This is a genomic window from Sphingobium scionense (assembly GCF_014197035.1).
Classification (GTDB): domain Bacteria; phylum Pseudomonadota; class Alphaproteobacteria; order Sphingomonadales; family Sphingomonadaceae; genus Sphingobium; species Sphingobium scionense.
On record NZ_JACIEU010000002.1, the window covers coordinates 56099 to 72861 of the forward strand.

Sequence of the window (16763 nt, forward strand, 5' to 3'; positions counted from 1 at the left end):
GCGCGCCGCAGGGCTGTGTCTCTTGCCCCTGGCGCTTTGCACCGCCGGCACTGCGTTCGCGCAGGCGGCTCAGCCTGCGCCTAATCCCGCCGTCGCCGATCCTGCCAGCCCGCCGGTCGATCCGTCCGCATCGCTCGATGCCATGACCGACATCGGCATCGACTGGCCCGACATGGGCCAGCCCGACACGGTCGCCCCGCTGCCGGAGGATCCGGTTGCAGTCAGCGAACCCGACACGCCTGACCAGCCAGCGCAGCAGGCCGCCGACGCCGCCACCGATACAGGTCCAGCCGAAGAAGTCGTCACCTTCACCGACGCCGGGGAGGAGCGCAAATATGGCGTCACCCTGCGCGGCATCGACAATATCGGCGACAATCAGATCGCGAGCCGCTTCGACAGCCTGTCGGTGCTGCACCAGTCGGAGGGGAAGGCGGCCAACCTCGCCCAGATCAATCGCCGCGTGAAGGAAGACAGTGATCTGCTCGACCGGCTGCTGCGCGCCGACGGCTATTATGCCGCGCGGGTGCGCGGCAGCGTCGCGCCGCCGCCCGCCGGCAGCGACAAGCTGTCCGTCATCTTCGATGTCACGCCGGGCACCCTCTATGTCCTCGACACGGTGGAGATTTCCGGTCTTGCCGAAACCGGCCCGCGGGAGGAGCCGCTGCGCGGCGCCTTCACGATGAAGTCGGGCGATCCGATCAATGCCGACCGCATCCTTGCGGGCCAGACCGCACTGGCGACGGCGCTGGGCGAAAATGGCTATCCCTTCGCCAGGGTGGACGAACCCGAAGTGCGGATCGACCATGAGGCGCGCAATGGCGATCTCGACATCATCGTCACCCCCGGCGGTTATCGCAGCTTCGGCCAGATATTGCTCGACAATGACGATGTGTTCAGCGCCCGCCATCTCCAGCGCATGGCCCGGTTCGAACCCGGCGAAGCCTACCGCGCGACCGACGTGGAGGATCTGCGCCGCGCCATCGTCACCACCGGCCTCGTCTCGTCCGTCACCCTGACGCCAAAGGATGCGGGCGATGGCGAGCATGTCGACCTGGATGTCGATCTGCGCCCGGCACCGATGCGCACCATCGCGGGCGAACTGGGCTATGGCACGGGCGAAGGCTATCGCGCGGAAATCAGCTGGCAGCATCGCAATCTCTTCCCGCCCGAAGGGTCGCTCACCCTGCGCGGCGTGCTCGGCACCCAGGAACAGACGGCGCAGGCGACCTATCGCCGCAACAATTTCCGCGAGCGCGACCATGTGCTGACCGGCCTCGTCTCCTACAGCAATATCCGGCGCGACGCCTATGATGCGCGCACCATCACCTTTGCAGGCGGTCTCGAACGCCAGACCAACATCCTGTTCCAGAAGCACTGGGTCTGGCGCGTCGGCGCCGAACTGATCGCATCGGATGAAGCGGACGCTTTCAGCAATGGCGATCGCCGTACCTTCTTCATCGGCGCGGTGCCGCTCAGCCTCACCTATGATGGCAGCGACGACCTGCTCAACCCCAGCAAGGGCTTTCGTCTCGGCGGGCGCGTCAGCCCCGAACTCTCCTTCCAGGGCTCGACCTTCGGCTATGCCAAGGCGCAGGTCGACGCCAGCGCCTATCAGCCGATGGGTGATCGCGTGGTGCTGGCCGGGCGTACCCGGCTTGGCACCATCCTCGGCTCCACGGTCGATCGCATCGCGCCCTCGCGGCGCTTCTATGCCGGCGGCGGCGCGTCGGTGCGCGGCTATGGCTATCAGGCGATCGGCCCGCGCTACGGCCCGGATGATGATCCGGTCGGCGGCAAGAGCCTGATCGAATTTTCGGCCGAGGCGCGCATCCGCTTCGGCAATTTCGGCGTCGTGCCCTTCCTCGACGCGGGCAATATCTCGACCACTTTCCTGCCGCGCTTCCGCGACCTGCGCGTCGGCACCGGGCTTGGCGTGCGCTATTATAGCAGCTTCGGCCCGATCCGCGTCGATGTAGGCACGCCGATCAATCCGCAGTCGGGCGATGCAAAGGTCGCCGTCTATGTCTCGCTGGGGCAGGCCTTCTGATGGCAACGCCGCCGCCCGATAGCCAGCCGCCCGTGCCGCCGCCTCCGCCCACACCGCGTCGCCGCGCCTGGGACGGGCGCTGGCAGCGCTGGGTGGCGGGCGCGCTGGCGCTCGCGCTGCTGGTGGTGGTGGCGACGCTGGCCTGGCTCGACAGCGCCCCCGGCCATCGCTTCCTCGTCTCGCGCATCGCCGCCGTCAGCCCGCCTTCGGGCCTGCGCATCCATGTCGACCGGATCGAGGGCAGCATCTATCGCAAGGCGATCCTGCGCGGCCTCGTCCTGTCCGATCCCAAGGGCCGATTCTTCGCCGCGCCGCGCGTCGAGCTGGACTGGTGGCCCTTCGCCTGGCTCTCCAAGCGCCTCGACATCGACCGGCTGGTGATCCCGCAGGCGACCCTGCACAAGCTGCCCAAGCTCAATCCCAGCGAGCGGCAGGGGCCGATCCTGCCGGGCTTCGACATCCGCCTGATGCAATTTTCCGTCGACAGACTCACCGTCGCGCCCGCCGTCACCGGCAAGGTCGAACTGGCGACGCTGTCGGGCGATGCGGACATTCGCGGCGGCCGCGCGATCATCGATCTGTCGGCCCGCGTGATCGGGGCGGAGGATGCCCTCAACCTCACGCTCGACAGCCGGCCCGACGATGACCGGTTCAACCTGGCGGTCACCGTCAATGCGCCCAGGGGCGGCGTGCTGGCGGCGATGGCCGGCCTCAATCAGGACGGCAATCTGCGCATCAGTGGCAAGGGGCGCTGGACCAAATGGGATGGCCGCCTGGCCGCCACCCTGGCCGGCAACCCTGTCGCCGACCTGAAGCTCGGCGCGCGCAGCGGCGCCTACACCATCCAGGGCACCATCGAGGGCAGCGCCATTCCGGGCAAGGGTCTGCTGCCGCGGCTCGCTTCGCCGCGCCTGACCATCGGCGCGCAGGGCACGCTCGCCGACCGGGTGGTCGATGGCAGGCTCACGCTGCGCTCGGCCGCGATCGACATGGTCGCCGATGGCGCGATCGACCTGCGCAACAACGCCTTCGACAATCTGCGCGTCGACATGAACCTTGCCCGGCCCGAAGCGCTGCTCAAGGATATGCGCGGCCGCGACGTGGTGGCCAAGGTCCGGCTCGACGGTCCGTTCGCCGGCTTCGGCTATGAATATCTGCTCACCGCGCGCCAGCTCGCCTTCGGCAAGACCCAGATCAACGATGTCCGTATCGACGGCAAGGGCCGCCAGGCGAAAAGCGGGCCGGTGCTGCTGCCGGTCCGGCTGCGCGCCCGCAGTCTCGACGGGCAGGGCGATCTGGTCGCCGGCATCGTCCGCAATTTCGCGCTCGACGGCGTGTTGCAGCTCAAGGGGCAGCAGATCGTCAGCAACCCCATGCCCTTCCGGTCGGACCGCCTGAACGGCAAGCTGCTGGTCATGGCCGACCTCAAGAGCGGCCGCTATGATGTCGGCATCGACGGCCGGATCAGCGGCCTCTTCATTCGCGGCCTCGGCATCGTCGATCTGGAGTCGAAACTGCGCGCGGCGCCCGGCGCCAATGGCGCATTCGGCCTGTCGGGCAATGCGGTGGCGAAAGTCCGCCGGCTCGACAATGCCTTCCTCAAGGGGCTGGGCGGCGGCCTGCCCACGGTCCACAGCGCGCTGGCGCTGTTGCCGGGGGGCGAGATCGGCTTCTCCGCCATGAAGCTCGACGCGCCGCTCATCAGCCTCAATGCCAAGGGTGTGCGCCACCGCGACGGCACCGTCCATCTCGAAGGCAATGGCAGCCACAAGCAATATGGCCCGGTCAATGTCGTGCTCGATGGCAAGATCGACCGGCCGATCGTCCATGTCCAGCTCGCGCGGCCGATGGATGCGCTCGGCCTGCGCGACGTGCGCGGCGAATTTCTGCCCGGCGCCGACGGCAATTACAGCTTCACCGCCAATGGCGGATCGACGCTCGGCCCGTTCACCGGGGAAGGCAGCATATTGCTGCCGCCCGGCGGCCAGGCGGTGGTCCGCGTCGCGCGCATCGCCGTCTCGGGCGTCACCGCCAGCGGCGACATCCGCCCTGTCACGGGCGGCCTCGACGGCCAGTTGCTCGTCGCCGGCCCGGTCAGCGGCACGATCGGCTTCCAGCCGGTCGGCAACATCCAGCAGTTGAAGCTCGATCTCGACGCCAATGATGCCAGCTTCGACGGCCCTTCGACCATCGCCGTGCGGCGCGGCTCGCTCGACGCCACCATCCTGCTCGATCCCGACGGCACCTCGATCAACGCCACGGCCCAGGCACGCGGCCTGCGCGTCGGCGGCATGTTGCTCGGCCGGCTCGACGCCACCGCCGCGCTGGTCGACGGACGCGGCAAGGTCTCGGGCAATCTCTCGGGCCAGCGCGGCCGCCTGTTCGACCTCAAGGGCGAGGCCCAGGTCGATCTCGACCGCGTCCGCCTGTCGGCTAGCGGCACGATCGACAAGCGGCCGATCCGCCTGACCCGCGCGGCGCTCTTCACCCGTGCGGAGGATGGCTGGCGCCTGTCGCCCGCGACCATCAGCTATGCTGGCGGCACGCTGCAACTGGCGGGCGAACTGGGCGGCGAAACCACCCGGATCGAGGCGCGCGCGCAGAAGATGCCGCTCGCCCTGCTCGACATCGCCTATGACAATCTGGGGCTGGGCGGCATGGCCACCGGCACCTTGAGCTACAGCCGCCCGCGTGGCGGCCTGCCGACCGGCAAGGCGGAACTGCGCATCCGTGGCCTGTCGCGCTCGGGCCTGTCCCTCAGTTCCCGCCCGGTCGATGTCGGCGTCAACGCCGTGCTGAGCCTTGACCGGCTCGCCACCCGCATGGTCTTCGTCGCCGATGGCCAGACCATCGGCCGCGGCCAGGCGCTGCTCACCCCGCTCATCTCGACCGGCAGCCTGGTCGAACGGCTCAACGGTGCGCCGCTGATCGCGCAGCTCCGTTTCAACGGCACCGCCGACACGCTCTGGCGCCTCACCGGCGTGGAGATTGTCGACATTGCCGGCCCGGTCAGCGTCACCGCCGACGCGCATGGCACGCTTGCCGATCCGGTCATCACCGGCTCGCTCGCGACCGACAATGCCGCGCTCAACAGCCCGGTCACCGGCATGCGCCTGCGCAACGTCAAGGCGCGCGCCCGTTTCGCCGGGGCGCAACTGGTCTTCTCCAGCTTCACCGCCAATGCCCAGAATGGCGGCAGCGTGACCGGCACCGGCAATTTCACCTTCAACGGCATTGGCGGCGTGGGCATGGACCTCGCCTTCCAGGCGGACAACGCCGCGCTGCTGGAACGCGACGATATCGCCGCCACCGTCACCGGCCCGCTCACCATCCGTTCCGACGGCAAGGGCGGGGAGATTGGCGGCGACGTCACCCTCAACAAGAGCCGCTTCACCATGGGCCGCGCCGCCGCTGTCGCCCAGATACCCGAACTCAAGGTGGTCGAGATCAATCGGCGCGGCGAGGAGATCGAGCGGCCGCGCACGACCGTCCCCTGGACCATGGCGGTCAAGGCACGGGCGCGCAATCGCCTGACCGTGACCGGCCTTGGCCTCGACAGCGAATGGCGCGCCGATCTCAATATCGGCGGCACCGTCACCAATCCGGCGATCGCCGGCCGGGCTGAACTGGTGCGCGGCAATTATGAATTTGCCGGCCGCCGCTTCGAACTGCGCGAAGGGCGCATCCAGTTCGACGGCAAGACCCCGGTCAACCCGACGCTCGACATCGATGCGGAGGCGGACGTCAGCGACCTCACCGCCACCATCCATGTCGGCGGCACCGGCCTCAAGCCCGACATCAGCTTCAACTCCGTGCCCTCGCTGCCGCAGGACGAACTGCTCTCGCGCATCCTGTTCGGCACCTCGATCACCAACCTGTCCGCGCCCGAAGCGCTCCAGCTCGCCTCGGCGGTCGGCTCGCTCCAGGGCGAGGGCGGGCTTGATCCGATCAATGCGGTGCGCAAGGCGGCCGGGCTTGACCGGCTGCGCATCATCGCGGCCGATCCGACCCAGGGGCAGGGCACCTCGCTTGCCGCCGGCAAATATCTGACCCGCAAGACCTATGTCGAACTGATCAGCGACGGGCAGGGCTACAGCGCCACCCGGATGGAATATCAGGTGACACGCTGGCTGTCCCTGCTAGGCGCCATTTCCACCCTCGGTCGCCAGAGCGCCAACCTGCGTATTTCCAAGGATTATTGACGTGACCAAATCGCGCATCGACAGCGCCGCCGCGATCAGCGTGATGGACCTGTTCACCATCGGCATCGGCCCGTCCAGTTCGCACACGGTCGGCCCGATGCGCGCCGCGCTGATGTTCATGGATACGCTGCCCACCTGCCCGGTGCGGGTGCAGTGCGAACTTTACGGGTCGCTGGCGCTGACCGGGCGGGGCCATGCCACCGACAGCGCGATCCTGCTCGGCCTGTCGGGCCACAGCCCCGAAAATGTCGATCCAGATGCCATCCCCGCCATCCTTCAGGCGATCCGCGATGATGGCCGCATTCGCGCCGGCAGCGCCCATCTCGACTGGGTGCCGTTCGAGGAAGCGCGCGACCTTGTCTTCCGCATGGGCGAATTTCTCGAGGCGCACAGCAACGGCATGCGCTTCACTGCCTGGCTGCCGGGCCGGGACGATCCGCTGGTGCGCGATTATTATTCGATCGGCGGCGGCGCGGTGCTGCCCGGCGCGATTCCCGCCGACCCCGATATTCCGCTCGGCCATAATGTGGTCCAGCCCTTTCCCTTTTCGTCGGGCGCCGAACTGCTGGCGCAGGGGGAGGCGACCGGCCTCAGCATCGCCACGCTGGTGCTCCGCAACGAGGGCGCCTGGCGCGCCCAGGGGGAGACCGAGGCCTTTCTCGACAGCGTGATCGACGCCATGTCCGCCTCGATCGAGCGTGGCCTGAAAGAAGAAGGCCTGCTGCCCGGCGGGCTCAAGGTGCGACGCCGGGCCAAGGCGATCCACAACAAGCTGCGCCTGCAGGGCGCCAGCGTCGGCCCGGCCCAGATCTTCGAATGGGTCAGCCTGTTCGCGCTGGCGGTGAACGAGGAAAATGCCGCCGGCGGCCGGGTCGTCACCGCCCCCACCAACGGCGCGGCCGGCGTGATCCCGGCGGTGCTCCATTATTATCGCCGCTTCGTTCCCGGTGCCGATCGGGAAGGGGAGCGCCGCTTCCTTCTCACCACCGCCGCCATGGGCTTCCTCTACAAGAAGCGCGCCTCCATCTCGGCCGCCGAAATGGGCTGTCAGGGCGAAGTCGGCGTCGCCTGCTCGATGGCGGCGGCGGGCCTCGCCGCCGTGCTGGGCGGCACCAACAGCCAGGTTGAAAATGCCGCGGAGATCGGCATGGAGCATAATCTGGGCCTCACCTGCGATCCGATCGGCGGCCTCGTCCAGATCCCCTGCATCGAACGCAACACCATGGGCGCGGTGAAGGCGATCAACGCCGCCTATCTCGCGCTCCAGGGTGATGGCCGCCATATCGTCAGCCTCGACGCGGTGATCGAGACGATGCGCCAGACCGGCGAGGACATGGCCAGCCGCTACAAGGAAACCTCGCTCGGCGGCTTGGCCGTCAATGTCGTGGAATGCTGAAGGAAGGCTCTCTCATTTCGTCGCTCCCTGCCCACGGGAACGCGCCGAACCGAGCTGCTTTCGTGGCATTAATGCCACATAATCAGTTGTTTATCTGAGGTTCATGAAACCAATATGGCTGCTCCGGCTTGAGCGTCTCACCCCCAAGGGGAAGAGAAAGACAACGGAGTGATGTTTATGCGTAAGTTGATGGTCGCCACTTTGCTGGCCGGTGGTGCAGTCGCCGCGCCGGCGCTCGCACAGGATGCCACCCCGACCTTCACCGGCCCGCGCGTCGAGGCGATCCTGGGCTATGACCGTACCGGTGCCGGCAGCTCGATCGACAATGACAATGGCAATGACGATCAGAAGATCGACGGCCTGCTCTACGGTGTCGGCGCGGGCTATGACGTCAATGTCGGTGGCGCGGTCGTCGGCGTCGAGGGTGAGTTCACCGACTCCACCGCCAAGAGCAGCCGCAGCGATTTCACCGACCAGTTCGGCTATGGCCGGGTCAAGCAGGGCCGCGACTTCTATATCGGCGCCCGCGCCGGTATCCTCGCCGATCCCTCGACCCTGGTCTATGTGAAGGGCGGCTATACCAACACCAAGCTGGGCGTGCTGGCCGGCGACACCAACCAGGTCACCGACACCTCGTTCAAGCTCGACGGCTGGCGCATCGGCGGCGGCGTGGAGCGCGCGCTCAACGCCAACACCTTCGCCAAGGTCGAATATCGCTACTCCAAATATGACAGCGCCCATATCGACTATATGGACGGCTCGAACAGCAGCGAATTCGACGTCGATACCGACCGCCACCAGGTCGTCGCCTCGGTCGGCTGGCGCTTCTAAGACGTCAGAATATCCGCCACATCCGTTCGCTTCGAGCGAAGTCGAGAAGTGCGATGCACATGCGTTTCTCGACAAGCTCGAAACGAACGGCGCAGGGGGCATTCGAGACAGAAAAAGGGGCCGGTCACCGATCGGCCCCTTTTTTACAGCATCCGCCCATAGCCTCTATCACCGGCCTTGCGGGGATGTTACTTACACACTTGTGAGTAACGCGATTCCCCACCTGTATCCGGTTGGCATCCAGCCCGACGACATCGACTTCATGGGGCATGTCAACAATGCCAGCTATCTGAAGTGGGTGCAGGATGCCGTGCTCGACCATTGGCGCGCGCTCGCCCCGGCTGAGGCGGTGGCCCAGCATCTCTGGGTCGCGCTCAAGCATGAGATCACCTATCGCAAGCCCACCTTCCTGGATGATGAGGTGATCGCCACCGTCCTCTTGGAAAAGGTGCAGGGCGCTCGTGCCTTCTACGAAACCGTCATTCGCCGTGGCGAGGACGTGCTGGCCGAGGTCAAGTCGAGCTGGTGCTGCGTCGACGCCTCCACCCTGCGCCCCGCCCGCATCGCCCGCGAAGTGATGCAGCATTTCTTCGCGCCCGACGACAGCGGCACCACAGCCGACTGATCCCATTATGTGAACGGCATGGTTGCAGCGTGGGAACGAGCTTGACCCATGCCCGGATGTTTGCATTAGTCCGACAAATAACGGGCCGGTGACGGGGCGGTGAAGAGCGCCGTCCGCTGCGGCCCTGTCGGCGAAGCGCGTCTGTCGATCATCAAGCGCTCGCTCAGGGAATGAGGAGAGGGCGTTGATGCGGTGGCAATCGGGAATGACATATCTGGGGTTTGGCCTGCTGCTGGGCAGCGCGACCATGGCGATCGCGGCCCCCGCAACGCCGTCGCGCCAGCTCGATATCGTCAAGCATATCGCCAAGGCCAAGCCGGAAGCGAAGGGCGAGGCCAGCGCCCGGACGTCCTATCTCCTCGTCTATTTCAAGGACGAGACCCACTCGCTGCATTTCGCGACCTCGGCGGACGGCTACAGCTTCACCGACGTCAATGACGGCGCGCCGGTCCTCAATGGCCGCGACGTCGCCGAACAGAAGGGCATCCGCGATCCCTATATCATGCGCGGTCCCGACAACGCCTTCTATCTCGCCATGACCGACCTGCATATTTTCGCCAAGCGCGAAGGGCTGCGCGATACCGACTGGCAGCGGCCGACCGACAGCTATGGCTGGGGCAATAACCGCTCGATGATCTTCATGAAATCCTATGATCTGACCCACTGGACGCTCGCGTCCGTGACCATAGATCAATTGTTCAAGTCGACCGCCAATGCCGGCACCGCCTGGGCGCCGGAAATGATCTACGATCCCGACAAGCGCAAGATCATGGTCTATTTCAGCACCCGCAACGGCAAGGAGACCGACCATATGGTCTATGCCTATGCGAACGACGCCTTCACCACGCTGACCAGCGAACCGCGCGACCTGTTCACCTATCCCAAGCCGGGCATCGGCACGATCGACGGCGACATCACCAGGGTCGGCGACCGCTACCGCCTCTTCTACGTCGCGCATGACAAGCCCGGCCATCTGCGTCAGGCGACCTCATCGCGCATGGATGGCGGCTATGTCTTCGATCCCGCCAAGATCGACCCGGAAACCGTCGGCACCGAAGCACCCAATCTGTGGCGGCGCCAGGGCACCGACACCTATGTGCTGATGTATGATGTGTTCGGCGCCAAGCCGGTCAACAATATGGGCTTTTCGGAGACGGAGGATTTCGTCCATTTCCGCGACATCGGCCATTTCAACGCGCCGGGATCGCCGATGAAGGCAACCAACTTCACCCAGCCCAAGCACGGCGCCATCATCCCGATCACCCCGTCGGAAGCGGAGCGGCTGAAAACCTATTTCCAGAAATAAGGGGCAGGGGGTGATCGCACCGGATCGGCTGAACGCCGCCGGTGCGATCGTCCATCCTTACAGCGTCGCTTCGATCGCGCGCGCGGCCTGGTCGGGATCTTCGGCCTGGCTGATCGGGCGACCGATCACCAGCATCGACGCGCCCCGGTCCAGCGCCTCGCGCGGGGTCACGGCGCGCTTCTGGTCGCCCATCGCACCACCCGCCGGGCGCACGCCGGGCACGACGAAATAGCCGTCGGGCCAGATCTTCTTGACCAGCGCAACTTCCTCGCCGGAACAGACGATGCCATCGAGGCCCGCGTCGCGCGCCAGTTCGGCGAGGCGCGTCACCTGTTCCTCGGCCGCGCCATTGACGCCGATGTCGCTCAAATCGCCATTGTCGAGGCTGGTCAGCACCGTCACCGCCACCACCTTGGTCTTGGCCCCGGCGGCCGCCTTCGCGTCCTCCAGCATCGCCCGACCGCCCGCCGCATGGACCGTCAGCACCGCCGGCTCCAGCCCGTGCAGCGCCTGCACCGCCTTGGCCACCGTATTGGGAATGTCGTGCAGCTTGAGGTCGAGGAAGATCGGCAGGCCGAACTTCATCATCTCATGCACGCCATGATGGCCGTTGGCGCAGAAGAACTCCAGCCCCAGCTTCAGCCCGCCGACATGGTTGCGGACCTGCCCGGCCAGATGCTGGGCCTTGGCAAGGTCGGGCGTGTCGATGGCGACATAGATCGGGCTGCTCATGCTTGTCCTGTAGGGGTAAGGGGCGACGGCGTGGCGTCGGGCAAGATCGGGGTGGTCACGGTCGCAGCCGCCACGGGCGTGGCCGGCGCGGCGGAAGCGGTCGCGGCGACCAGCGCGCGCTCGGTGCTTTCCAGGCGGCGCTTCATGCGCCAGCGCGTCGCGCGGGCCATGATCCAGAAGGGCATGGCGCCCAGCAGGAATGCGCCGATCAGAAGCACCGGCAATTTGGTTTCCATCACCATGTCGCCCCACAGGCGCACGGTCACGGGGACATAGTTCGCCATGCAGAAGAAGGCGAGGGCGACGGCGATGACGACCCAGAAGGCAGTCCGCAGAAATTGCATCGGCGATCCTCTCGCTGCTGATAGGTCGGTCAGCCTAGGCGATTTTGGCGAAAGGCGAAAGCGCCTGTTCAGATTTCGCGGACGGCGACCATCATCGACAGGCTTTGCGTGGCGCCCGGCGCCAGCATCGCCATGCCCTCGGGCCGGTTAATCGCGTCCGGCATATGGCTGACCGGCTCCAGGCAGAAGAAGTCGCCGGCCGGCGGGCGGAAGACATGCAGCCAGTCCGCGCCCTCAGCCGTCAAGGTCAGACGGATGCCGTCGCCGCGATCGACCACCGCTGCGCCGTCCCAGCCGCCATGGACATTGTCGATCAGGCTGTCGCCAGTGACGCGCGCGCCCTGCGACCAGTCGCCCAGCGCATCGGCAGGCGCTTCCCGTTCGGGCAGCATGTCGGGGGAGGAGAGCCAGAGCGTGTCGGCATGGAAGCGCAGCATCGTGTCGCCGTCCAGCGCGAAATAGGGATGGAAGCCAAGGCCGCAGGGCATCGGGCTGTCGCCCAGATTCTGCACCAGCAGCGTGACTTCCAGCGCATCCTCGCTCAGCCGCACATGCTGCTGCGCGCGCCAGGCCCAGGGCCAGCCGGCATCGCCTTGATGCGTCTGTTCCAGCCTGACGTCATGGCCCGACTGTTCCAGCACCTGCCAGGGCCGCTGCCAGCCAAAGCCATGGATGCTGTGGGGATGGTCGCCGAAATTGAGCGGCAACTGATAGCTTCGCCCGTCCACCATATAGCGCCCATGGGCGATGCGGTTGGCATAGGGCACCAGCGGGAAGCTGGCCATGTCCAGCGGATCACTGCTGCCCTGCGGCGCGAGGCGCAGCAGGGCCACGCCGTCACGATCGAAGGACAGGATCGACCCGCCGATATCCGGGGCGAGCGCGCAACGGAGCGCGCCCGCCTTCAGGGTGACGATCTTGCTCAGCCGACCATGTCCTCAAGCTCGCGGCCCTTGGTCTCATGGACCATGGCGCGCACGAAGAAGAAGGAAATGGCCGCGAAAAGCGCATAGCCGGTATAGGTGATCGCCAGGCCCGGCGACACGGCGAGCGCCGGGAAGCTGACCGAGATCGCGGCATTGGCGATCCACTGGGCAAAGCCGGCGACGGCCAGGCCAGACCCACGGATCTGGTTGGGGAACATCTCGCCCAGCATCACCCACATGATCGGACCCCAGCTCAGGTTGAAGAAGATCACATAGAGGTTCGCCGCGATCAGCGCCATCAGGCCATTATGGCCCGGCAGCACCACGCCGCCATCCGCGCCGGTGACGGCGGTGGAGAAGGCATAGGCGACGATCGCCAGCGTCACCGCCATGCCGGCCGAACCGATCAGCAGCAGCGGCTTGCGGCCGATCCTGTCGACCAGCATGATCGTGCCCAGGCACGCGCCGATCGACAGCACGCCCGACAGGATGTTGATCTGCAATGCATTATCCTCGGAAAAGCCGACGGCTTCCCACAGGGTCGCACCATAATAGAAGACGACGTTGATGCCGACCAGCTGCTGGAACACGGCAAGGCCGATGCCGGCCCACACGATCGGGCGCACCTTGCCGCTGACCTTGTCGATCAGGTCGCTCAGCTTGGGGCGATGATGATCGGCGGCCAGGCTGGCGCGGATCTCGCCGACCTTGCGGTCGGCTTCCTCGGCGCCGAACAGCCGGGTCAGCACGGCGCGGGCGCGCTCGTCCTGGCCACGCGCGACCAGATAGCGGGGGCTTTCCGGGATCACCAGCAGCGCCAGGAAATAGATGGCGGCCGGGATCGCCTGCAGCCAGAACATCCAGCGCCAGGCCGGGAAATCCAGCCACAGCGGCGCAGTCGAACCGCCGGCATAGCGGGCCAGCACGAAATTGGCGATGAAGGCGCCGGTCAGGCCCGAAATGATCATCACCTGCTGCACGCTCGACAGCCGGCCGCGGATCGCGGCGGGGGTGACTTCGGAGATGTAGACCGGCGAGATGACGCTGGCCGCACCCACGCCCAGGCCGCCGATGATGCGGGCGATGATGAAGATGGCGGAGGAACCGGCGGCACCGGCCAGCAGGGCGCTCACCAGGAACAGGATCGCCGCCAGCATCATCACGCCGCGACGGCCGATGATGTCGGCCATGCGGCCCGCGCCGAACGCGCCGATCGACGATCCGACCAGGATCGCGCCGACATTGATGCCGATGCCCAGCTTGCCCAGGTCGAAGGCGGCTTCCAGCCCCTTCTGGGTGCCGTTGATGACGCCCGAATCATAACCGAACATGAAACCGCCGATCGTGGCGACGGCCACGATCGCTGCGATGAAGGCCATATTGACCTTCCCGGCGCTCCCCTCACTCATCTGTTTGTCCTTCCAGCTCTCTATTTCTTCTATATCGTGGCGACATGGCCCGGCAGTCCCGCGACGCCGGGATCGAAGGCGAACAGATCGCCCGCCAGGGGCTGATCTGTCAACGCTGTCATATCCAGTCCCTTGCGCGCCGTCGTGGCATAGGCGGTGGTCAGGTCCGGGCCGCCAAAGGCGATCTTGGTGATGTTGGCGACGGGGAAGCGGATTTCCCGCATCAGCCGCCCGGCCGGGTCATAGCGGCGCACCGCCCATCCGCCGAACAGCCCGGTCCACAGACAGCCTTCGGCATCGACGGTGGGGCCGTCGGGATAGCCCGCGCCATCCTCGATCCGCGTGAACAGGGTGGCGGCGCCGGCGACGCCATCGGCATCGACCGGGCATTGCCAGATGGCGCGGCCCAGCGTGTCGGTATGATAGAGGATGCGCCCGTCGGGCGAGAGGGCAGGGCCGTTGGTGATCGACACGGCGGCCAGCCCGCTCTCGACCAGGTCGCCGCGATGCAGCCGATAGAAACGGCCGCTTTCCTCTGCCTCGGCATCGTCCATCGATCCGAACCACAAGGCACCGCCCGGTGCCACCGTGGCGTCGTTCAGCCGGTTGCCCGGCCGATGCGCTTCGGGCGCGTGGAGCAGGGTGAAGGCGCCGGTCTTCGGATCGAAGCGATGCACGCCCGATTGCAGGCCGACCGCGAACAGGCCGTCGTCGGTCGGCACGATCCAGCCGACCTGGCCCGGCGTGGTCCAGCTCTTGGACACGTCCAGCGCCGGGTCGAACCGATGGATCGCATGGCCCTTGATATCGACGAACCACAAGGCCGCCTCGCGCGCGACCCAGACCGGGCCTTCGCCCAGGATCGCGCCGACCGACAGGACGCTGCGCGGTGCGGTGTCCGTCATGTCAGCGCCAGCCGGCGTCGATGAAATAGTCGTGACCGGTGCACAGTCGCGCATCGTCCGACGCCAGGAACATCGCCAGCGCGGCGACATCGACCGGCAGGATGCGGCCGTCCAGGCATTGCGCCGCGACGATCTCGGCCTCGCCCTCGGGTGTGTACCATTTTTCCTGGCGCAGCGTCTTCACATTGCCCGGAATGATGGTGTTGACGCGGATATTGTCGCGGCCGAGGTCGCGGGCCAGGCTGCGCGTCAGCCCCTCGATCGCCGCCTTGGCGGTCTGGTAGAGGATGAGGTCGGGCAGGGCCAGGTGCCAGCTGATCGACCCGAAGTTCAGGATGGCGCCGCCGCCCGCGCGTTTCATCGCCGGGATCGCCGCCTGTGCCGCGAAGAATTTGTGGCGCAGATTCACCGCCATCCGCTCTTCCCAATAGGCTGGCGTGACATCCTCGATCGTGTGGCGATCGTCATTGGCCGCGTTGTTGATGAGGATGTCGATCCCGCCCAGTTCCGCCTCGGCCTGCGCCATCATCGCCTGCAACGCGTCGATGTCGCGCAGGTCACAGGGCAGGAAAAGCGGCTTGAACGGCGCATCGGCCAGTCGTTCGACCAGCGCTTCGCTTTCGGCAATGGCAATGTCGCAGAAGGCGACATGAGCGCCCTGGCCGACAAAGGCTTCGACCAGTCCTTCGCCGATGCCGCTGCCGCCACCGCTGATGAAGACCCGCTTGCCTTTCAGGCTGGGGTAGATGGCACGGTTCATGCGGTCACTTTCTCGTTCAGGCTGGCAAGCAGGCCGCGCTGGGCCAGGTTCGCGAACAGGGCCGAGAGGCCGAAGCTCCAGGGCGCTGCGTCCTTCGACGTCACCACCGGATTGATCAGCTTGCCCAGGCGCGGGGTGGAGATGGCAACGATGTCACCGACCTTGTGGGTAAAGCCGCGACCTTCCTCGTCACGGTCCTGCACGGGCGCGAACAGCGTGCCCAGGAACAGCGCGAAGCCATCGGGATATTGATGTTCCGACAGGGTCTGGCGCACCAGTTCCAGCGGATCGCGGCTGATCTGGTCCATGCGGCTCGTGCCTTCGAGGGTATAGCCTTCCGGCCCCTCGATGGTCAGGCCGACTTCGGCATTGCGCACGTCGTCGATGGTGAAGTCGCCGTCGAACAGTCGGACGAGCGGCCCCAGCGAGCAGGACGCATTATTGTCCTTCGCCTTGCCCAGCAGCAGGGCGGAACGGCCCTCGAAGTCGCGCAGGTTGACGTCATTGCCCAGCGTCGCGCCCACGGCCTGGCCATCGGCATTGACCAGCAGCACCACCTCGGGCTCGGGGTTGTTCCAGGTGGAATCGGACCGGATGCCGATTTCCGCCAGCGGGCCGACCGTGGCCAGCACCGGCGCCTTGGTGAAGACTTCGGCGTCCGGGCCGATCGCGACTTCCAGATATTGCGACCACAGGCCGTCCTCGATCAGCGCGGCCTTGAGAGCTGCGGCTTCCTCGGTGCCCGGCACCACGGCGCGGATCGAACCGCCCACCCGTTCTTCCAGGCGACCGCGGATTTCGGCGGCGGCGCCGGCATCGCCGCGCGCCCGTTCCTCGATCACGCGCTCCAGCGCCGACAAAGCAAAGGTCACGCCGCACGCCTTGACGCATTGCAGGTCGACCGGGCTCAGCAGCGGCAGGTCGATCGCGTCGAGATCGCCCAGCTTCGTGCCATCGGTGGCGGCAATGAGGGGCAGCTTTTCCACCAGTTGCGCGCTGGTCGGCGCAATCGCGCTCATGTCATAGGCGATGCCCTGCGACACCAGGATCGGGCTCGGGCCGTCATTCGTCTGGATGCGACCCAGGAAAAGCCCGGTCCGCCAGTCATGCGGCAGACAGTCAAGCAAGGCGGTATCCCCCGGCATCATCTTCTCCTATGCACGTGGTTGTTGATTGATAGCGCTACCAACATGGATGCAGGGCGCAAGTCAAGACCCCGCGATGAAAATCGCTCGCAGCTTGAGGGCACGCGCGCCTTCGCGGCCTGGGCAGGGGCGTCA

General features: G+C 66.5%; 13 protein-coding genes. 6 read left to right on the top strand and 7 right to left on the bottom strand.

Translation table 11 applies throughout. The features are described from left to right. The first annotated feature begins 22 nt into the window (after positions 1-22). From GGQ90_RS02140 to GGQ90_RS02165, 6 genes are all read left to right on the top strand, one after another. A complete protein-coding gene (locus GGQ90_RS02140; RefSeq protein WP_188080614.1) occupies positions 23-2047 on the top strand; it encodes an autotransporter assembly complex protein TamA in 2025 nt (674 codons plus the stop codon). Further along, positions 2047-6249 (top strand): translocation/assembly module TamB domain-containing protein, encoded by a 4203-nt coding sequence (locus GGQ90_RS02145; RefSeq protein WP_188080615.1) that lies wholly within the window; start codon positions 2047-2049, stop codon positions 6247-6249. The genes GGQ90_RS02140 and GGQ90_RS02145 overlap by 1 nt, the downstream gene beginning before the upstream one ends. A gap of 1 nt (position 6250) precedes the next feature. Beyond that, positions 6251-7645: an L-serine ammonia-lyase gene (locus GGQ90_RS02150; RefSeq protein WP_343053520.1), complete on the top strand. Its 1395-nt coding sequence runs from the start codon at positions 6251-6253 to the stop codon at positions 7643-7645. Positions 7646-7822: 177 nt separating this feature from the next. Further along, complete coding sequence (locus tag GGQ90_RS02155) at positions 7823-8476, top strand: outer membrane protein (RefSeq protein ID WP_188080616.1); 654 nt, start codon at positions 7823-7825, stop codon at positions 8474-8476. A gap of 202 nt (positions 8477-8678) precedes the next feature. Continuing rightward, positions 8679-9101: a thioesterase family protein gene (locus tag GGQ90_RS02160; protein ID WP_188080617.1), complete on the top strand. Its 423-nt coding sequence runs from the start codon at positions 8679-8681 to the stop codon at positions 9099-9101. A gap of 205 nt (positions 9102-9306) precedes the next feature. Further along, a complete protein-coding gene (locus GGQ90_RS02165; protein WP_246428098.1) occupies positions 9307-10407 on the top strand; it encodes a glycoside hydrolase family 43 protein in 1101 nt (366 codons plus the stop codon). Between the two features lie 57 nt (positions 10408-10464). Here the strand turns inward: GGQ90_RS02165 and pyrF are convergent, their stop codons facing one another. The 7 genes from pyrF to GGQ90_RS02200 all read right to left on the bottom strand — a co-directional run bounded on the left by pyrF (position 10465) and on the right by GGQ90_RS02200 (position 16628). Then, positions 10465-11139: an orotidine-5'-phosphate decarboxylase gene (pyrF, locus tag GGQ90_RS02170; protein ID WP_188080619.1), complete on the bottom strand. Its 675-nt coding sequence runs from the start codon at positions 11137-11139 to the stop codon at positions 10465-10467. After that, positions 11136-11483: a lipopolysaccharide assembly protein LapA domain-containing protein gene (locus tag GGQ90_RS02175; protein ID WP_188080620.1), complete on the bottom strand. Its 348-nt coding sequence runs from the start codon at positions 11481-11483 to the stop codon at positions 11136-11138. The genes pyrF and GGQ90_RS02175 overlap by 4 nt, the downstream gene beginning before the upstream one ends. 68 nt (positions 11484-11551) lie before the next feature. Then, positions 11552-12409, bottom strand: a complete 858-nt coding sequence (locus GGQ90_RS02180) for an aldose 1-epimerase (RefSeq protein ID WP_246428108.1) — start codon at positions 12407-12409, stop codon at positions 11552-11554. Next, a complete protein-coding gene (locus GGQ90_RS02185) occupies positions 12406-13818 on the bottom strand; it encodes a sugar porter family MFS transporter (RefSeq protein ID WP_188080621.1) in 1413 nt (470 codons plus the stop codon). Before GGQ90_RS02185 ends, GGQ90_RS02180 begins: the two co-directional genes overlap by 4 nt. A 29-nt stretch (positions 13819-13847) precedes the next feature. Then, the gene (locus GGQ90_RS02190; RefSeq protein ID WP_188080622.1) at positions 13848-14723 is read right to left on the bottom strand and encodes an SMP-30/gluconolactonase/LRE family protein; all 876 of its coding nucleotides are present in this window, start codon (positions 14721-14723) and stop codon (positions 13848-13850) included. Between the two features lies 1 nt (position 14724). Continuing rightward, positions 14725-15483, bottom strand: coding sequence for a D-xylose 1-dehydrogenase (gene xylB / locus GGQ90_RS02195; RefSeq protein WP_188080623.1), 759 nt, complete (start codon positions 15481-15483; stop codon positions 14725-14727). Then, on the bottom strand, positions 15480-16628 hold the full coding sequence (locus GGQ90_RS02200) for a fumarylacetoacetate hydrolase family protein (RefSeq protein WP_188080624.1): 1149 nt from the start codon (positions 16626-16628) through the stop codon (positions 15480-15482). The genes xylB and GGQ90_RS02200 overlap by 4 nt, the downstream gene beginning before the upstream one ends. Positions 16629-16763: the final 135 nt, after the last annotated feature.

Bases quoted from the DNA above. Each gene is read 5' to 3' on its own strand.
- pyrF (WP_188080619.1), bottom strand. From the start codon at position 11,139: ATGAGCAGCCCGATCTATGTCGCCATCGACACGCCCGACCTTGCCAAG.
- GGQ90_RS02175 (WP_188080620.1), bottom strand. From the start codon at position 11,483: ATGCAATTTCTGCGGACTGCCTTCTGGGTCGTCATCGCCGTCGCCCTC.
- GGQ90_RS02155 (WP_188080616.1), top strand. From the start codon at position 7,823: ATGCGTAAGTTGATGGTCGCCACTTTGCTGGCCGGTGGTGCAGTCGCC.
- GGQ90_RS02190 (WP_188080622.1), bottom strand. From the start codon at position 14,723: ATGACGGACACCGCACCGCGCAGCGTCCTGTCGGTCGGCGCGATCCTG.
- GGQ90_RS02145 (WP_188080615.1), top strand. From the start codon at position 2,047: ATGGCAACGCCGCCGCCCGATAGCCAGCCGCCCGTGCCGCCGCCTCCG.
- xylB (WP_188080623.1), bottom strand. From the start codon at position 15,483: ATGAACCGTGCCATCTACCCCAGCCTGAAAGGCAAGCGGGTCTTCATC.
- GGQ90_RS02200 (WP_188080624.1), bottom strand. From the start codon at position 16,628: ATGCCGGGGGATACCGCCTTGCTTGACTGTCTGCCGCATGACTGGCGG.
- GGQ90_RS02165 (WP_246428098.1), top strand. From the start codon at position 9,307: ATGACATATCTGGGGTTTGGCCTGCTGCTGGGCAGCGCGACCATGGCG.
- GGQ90_RS02185 (WP_188080621.1), bottom strand. From the start codon at position 13,818: ATGAGTGAGGGGAGCGCCGGGAAGGTCAATATGGCCTTCATCGCAGCG.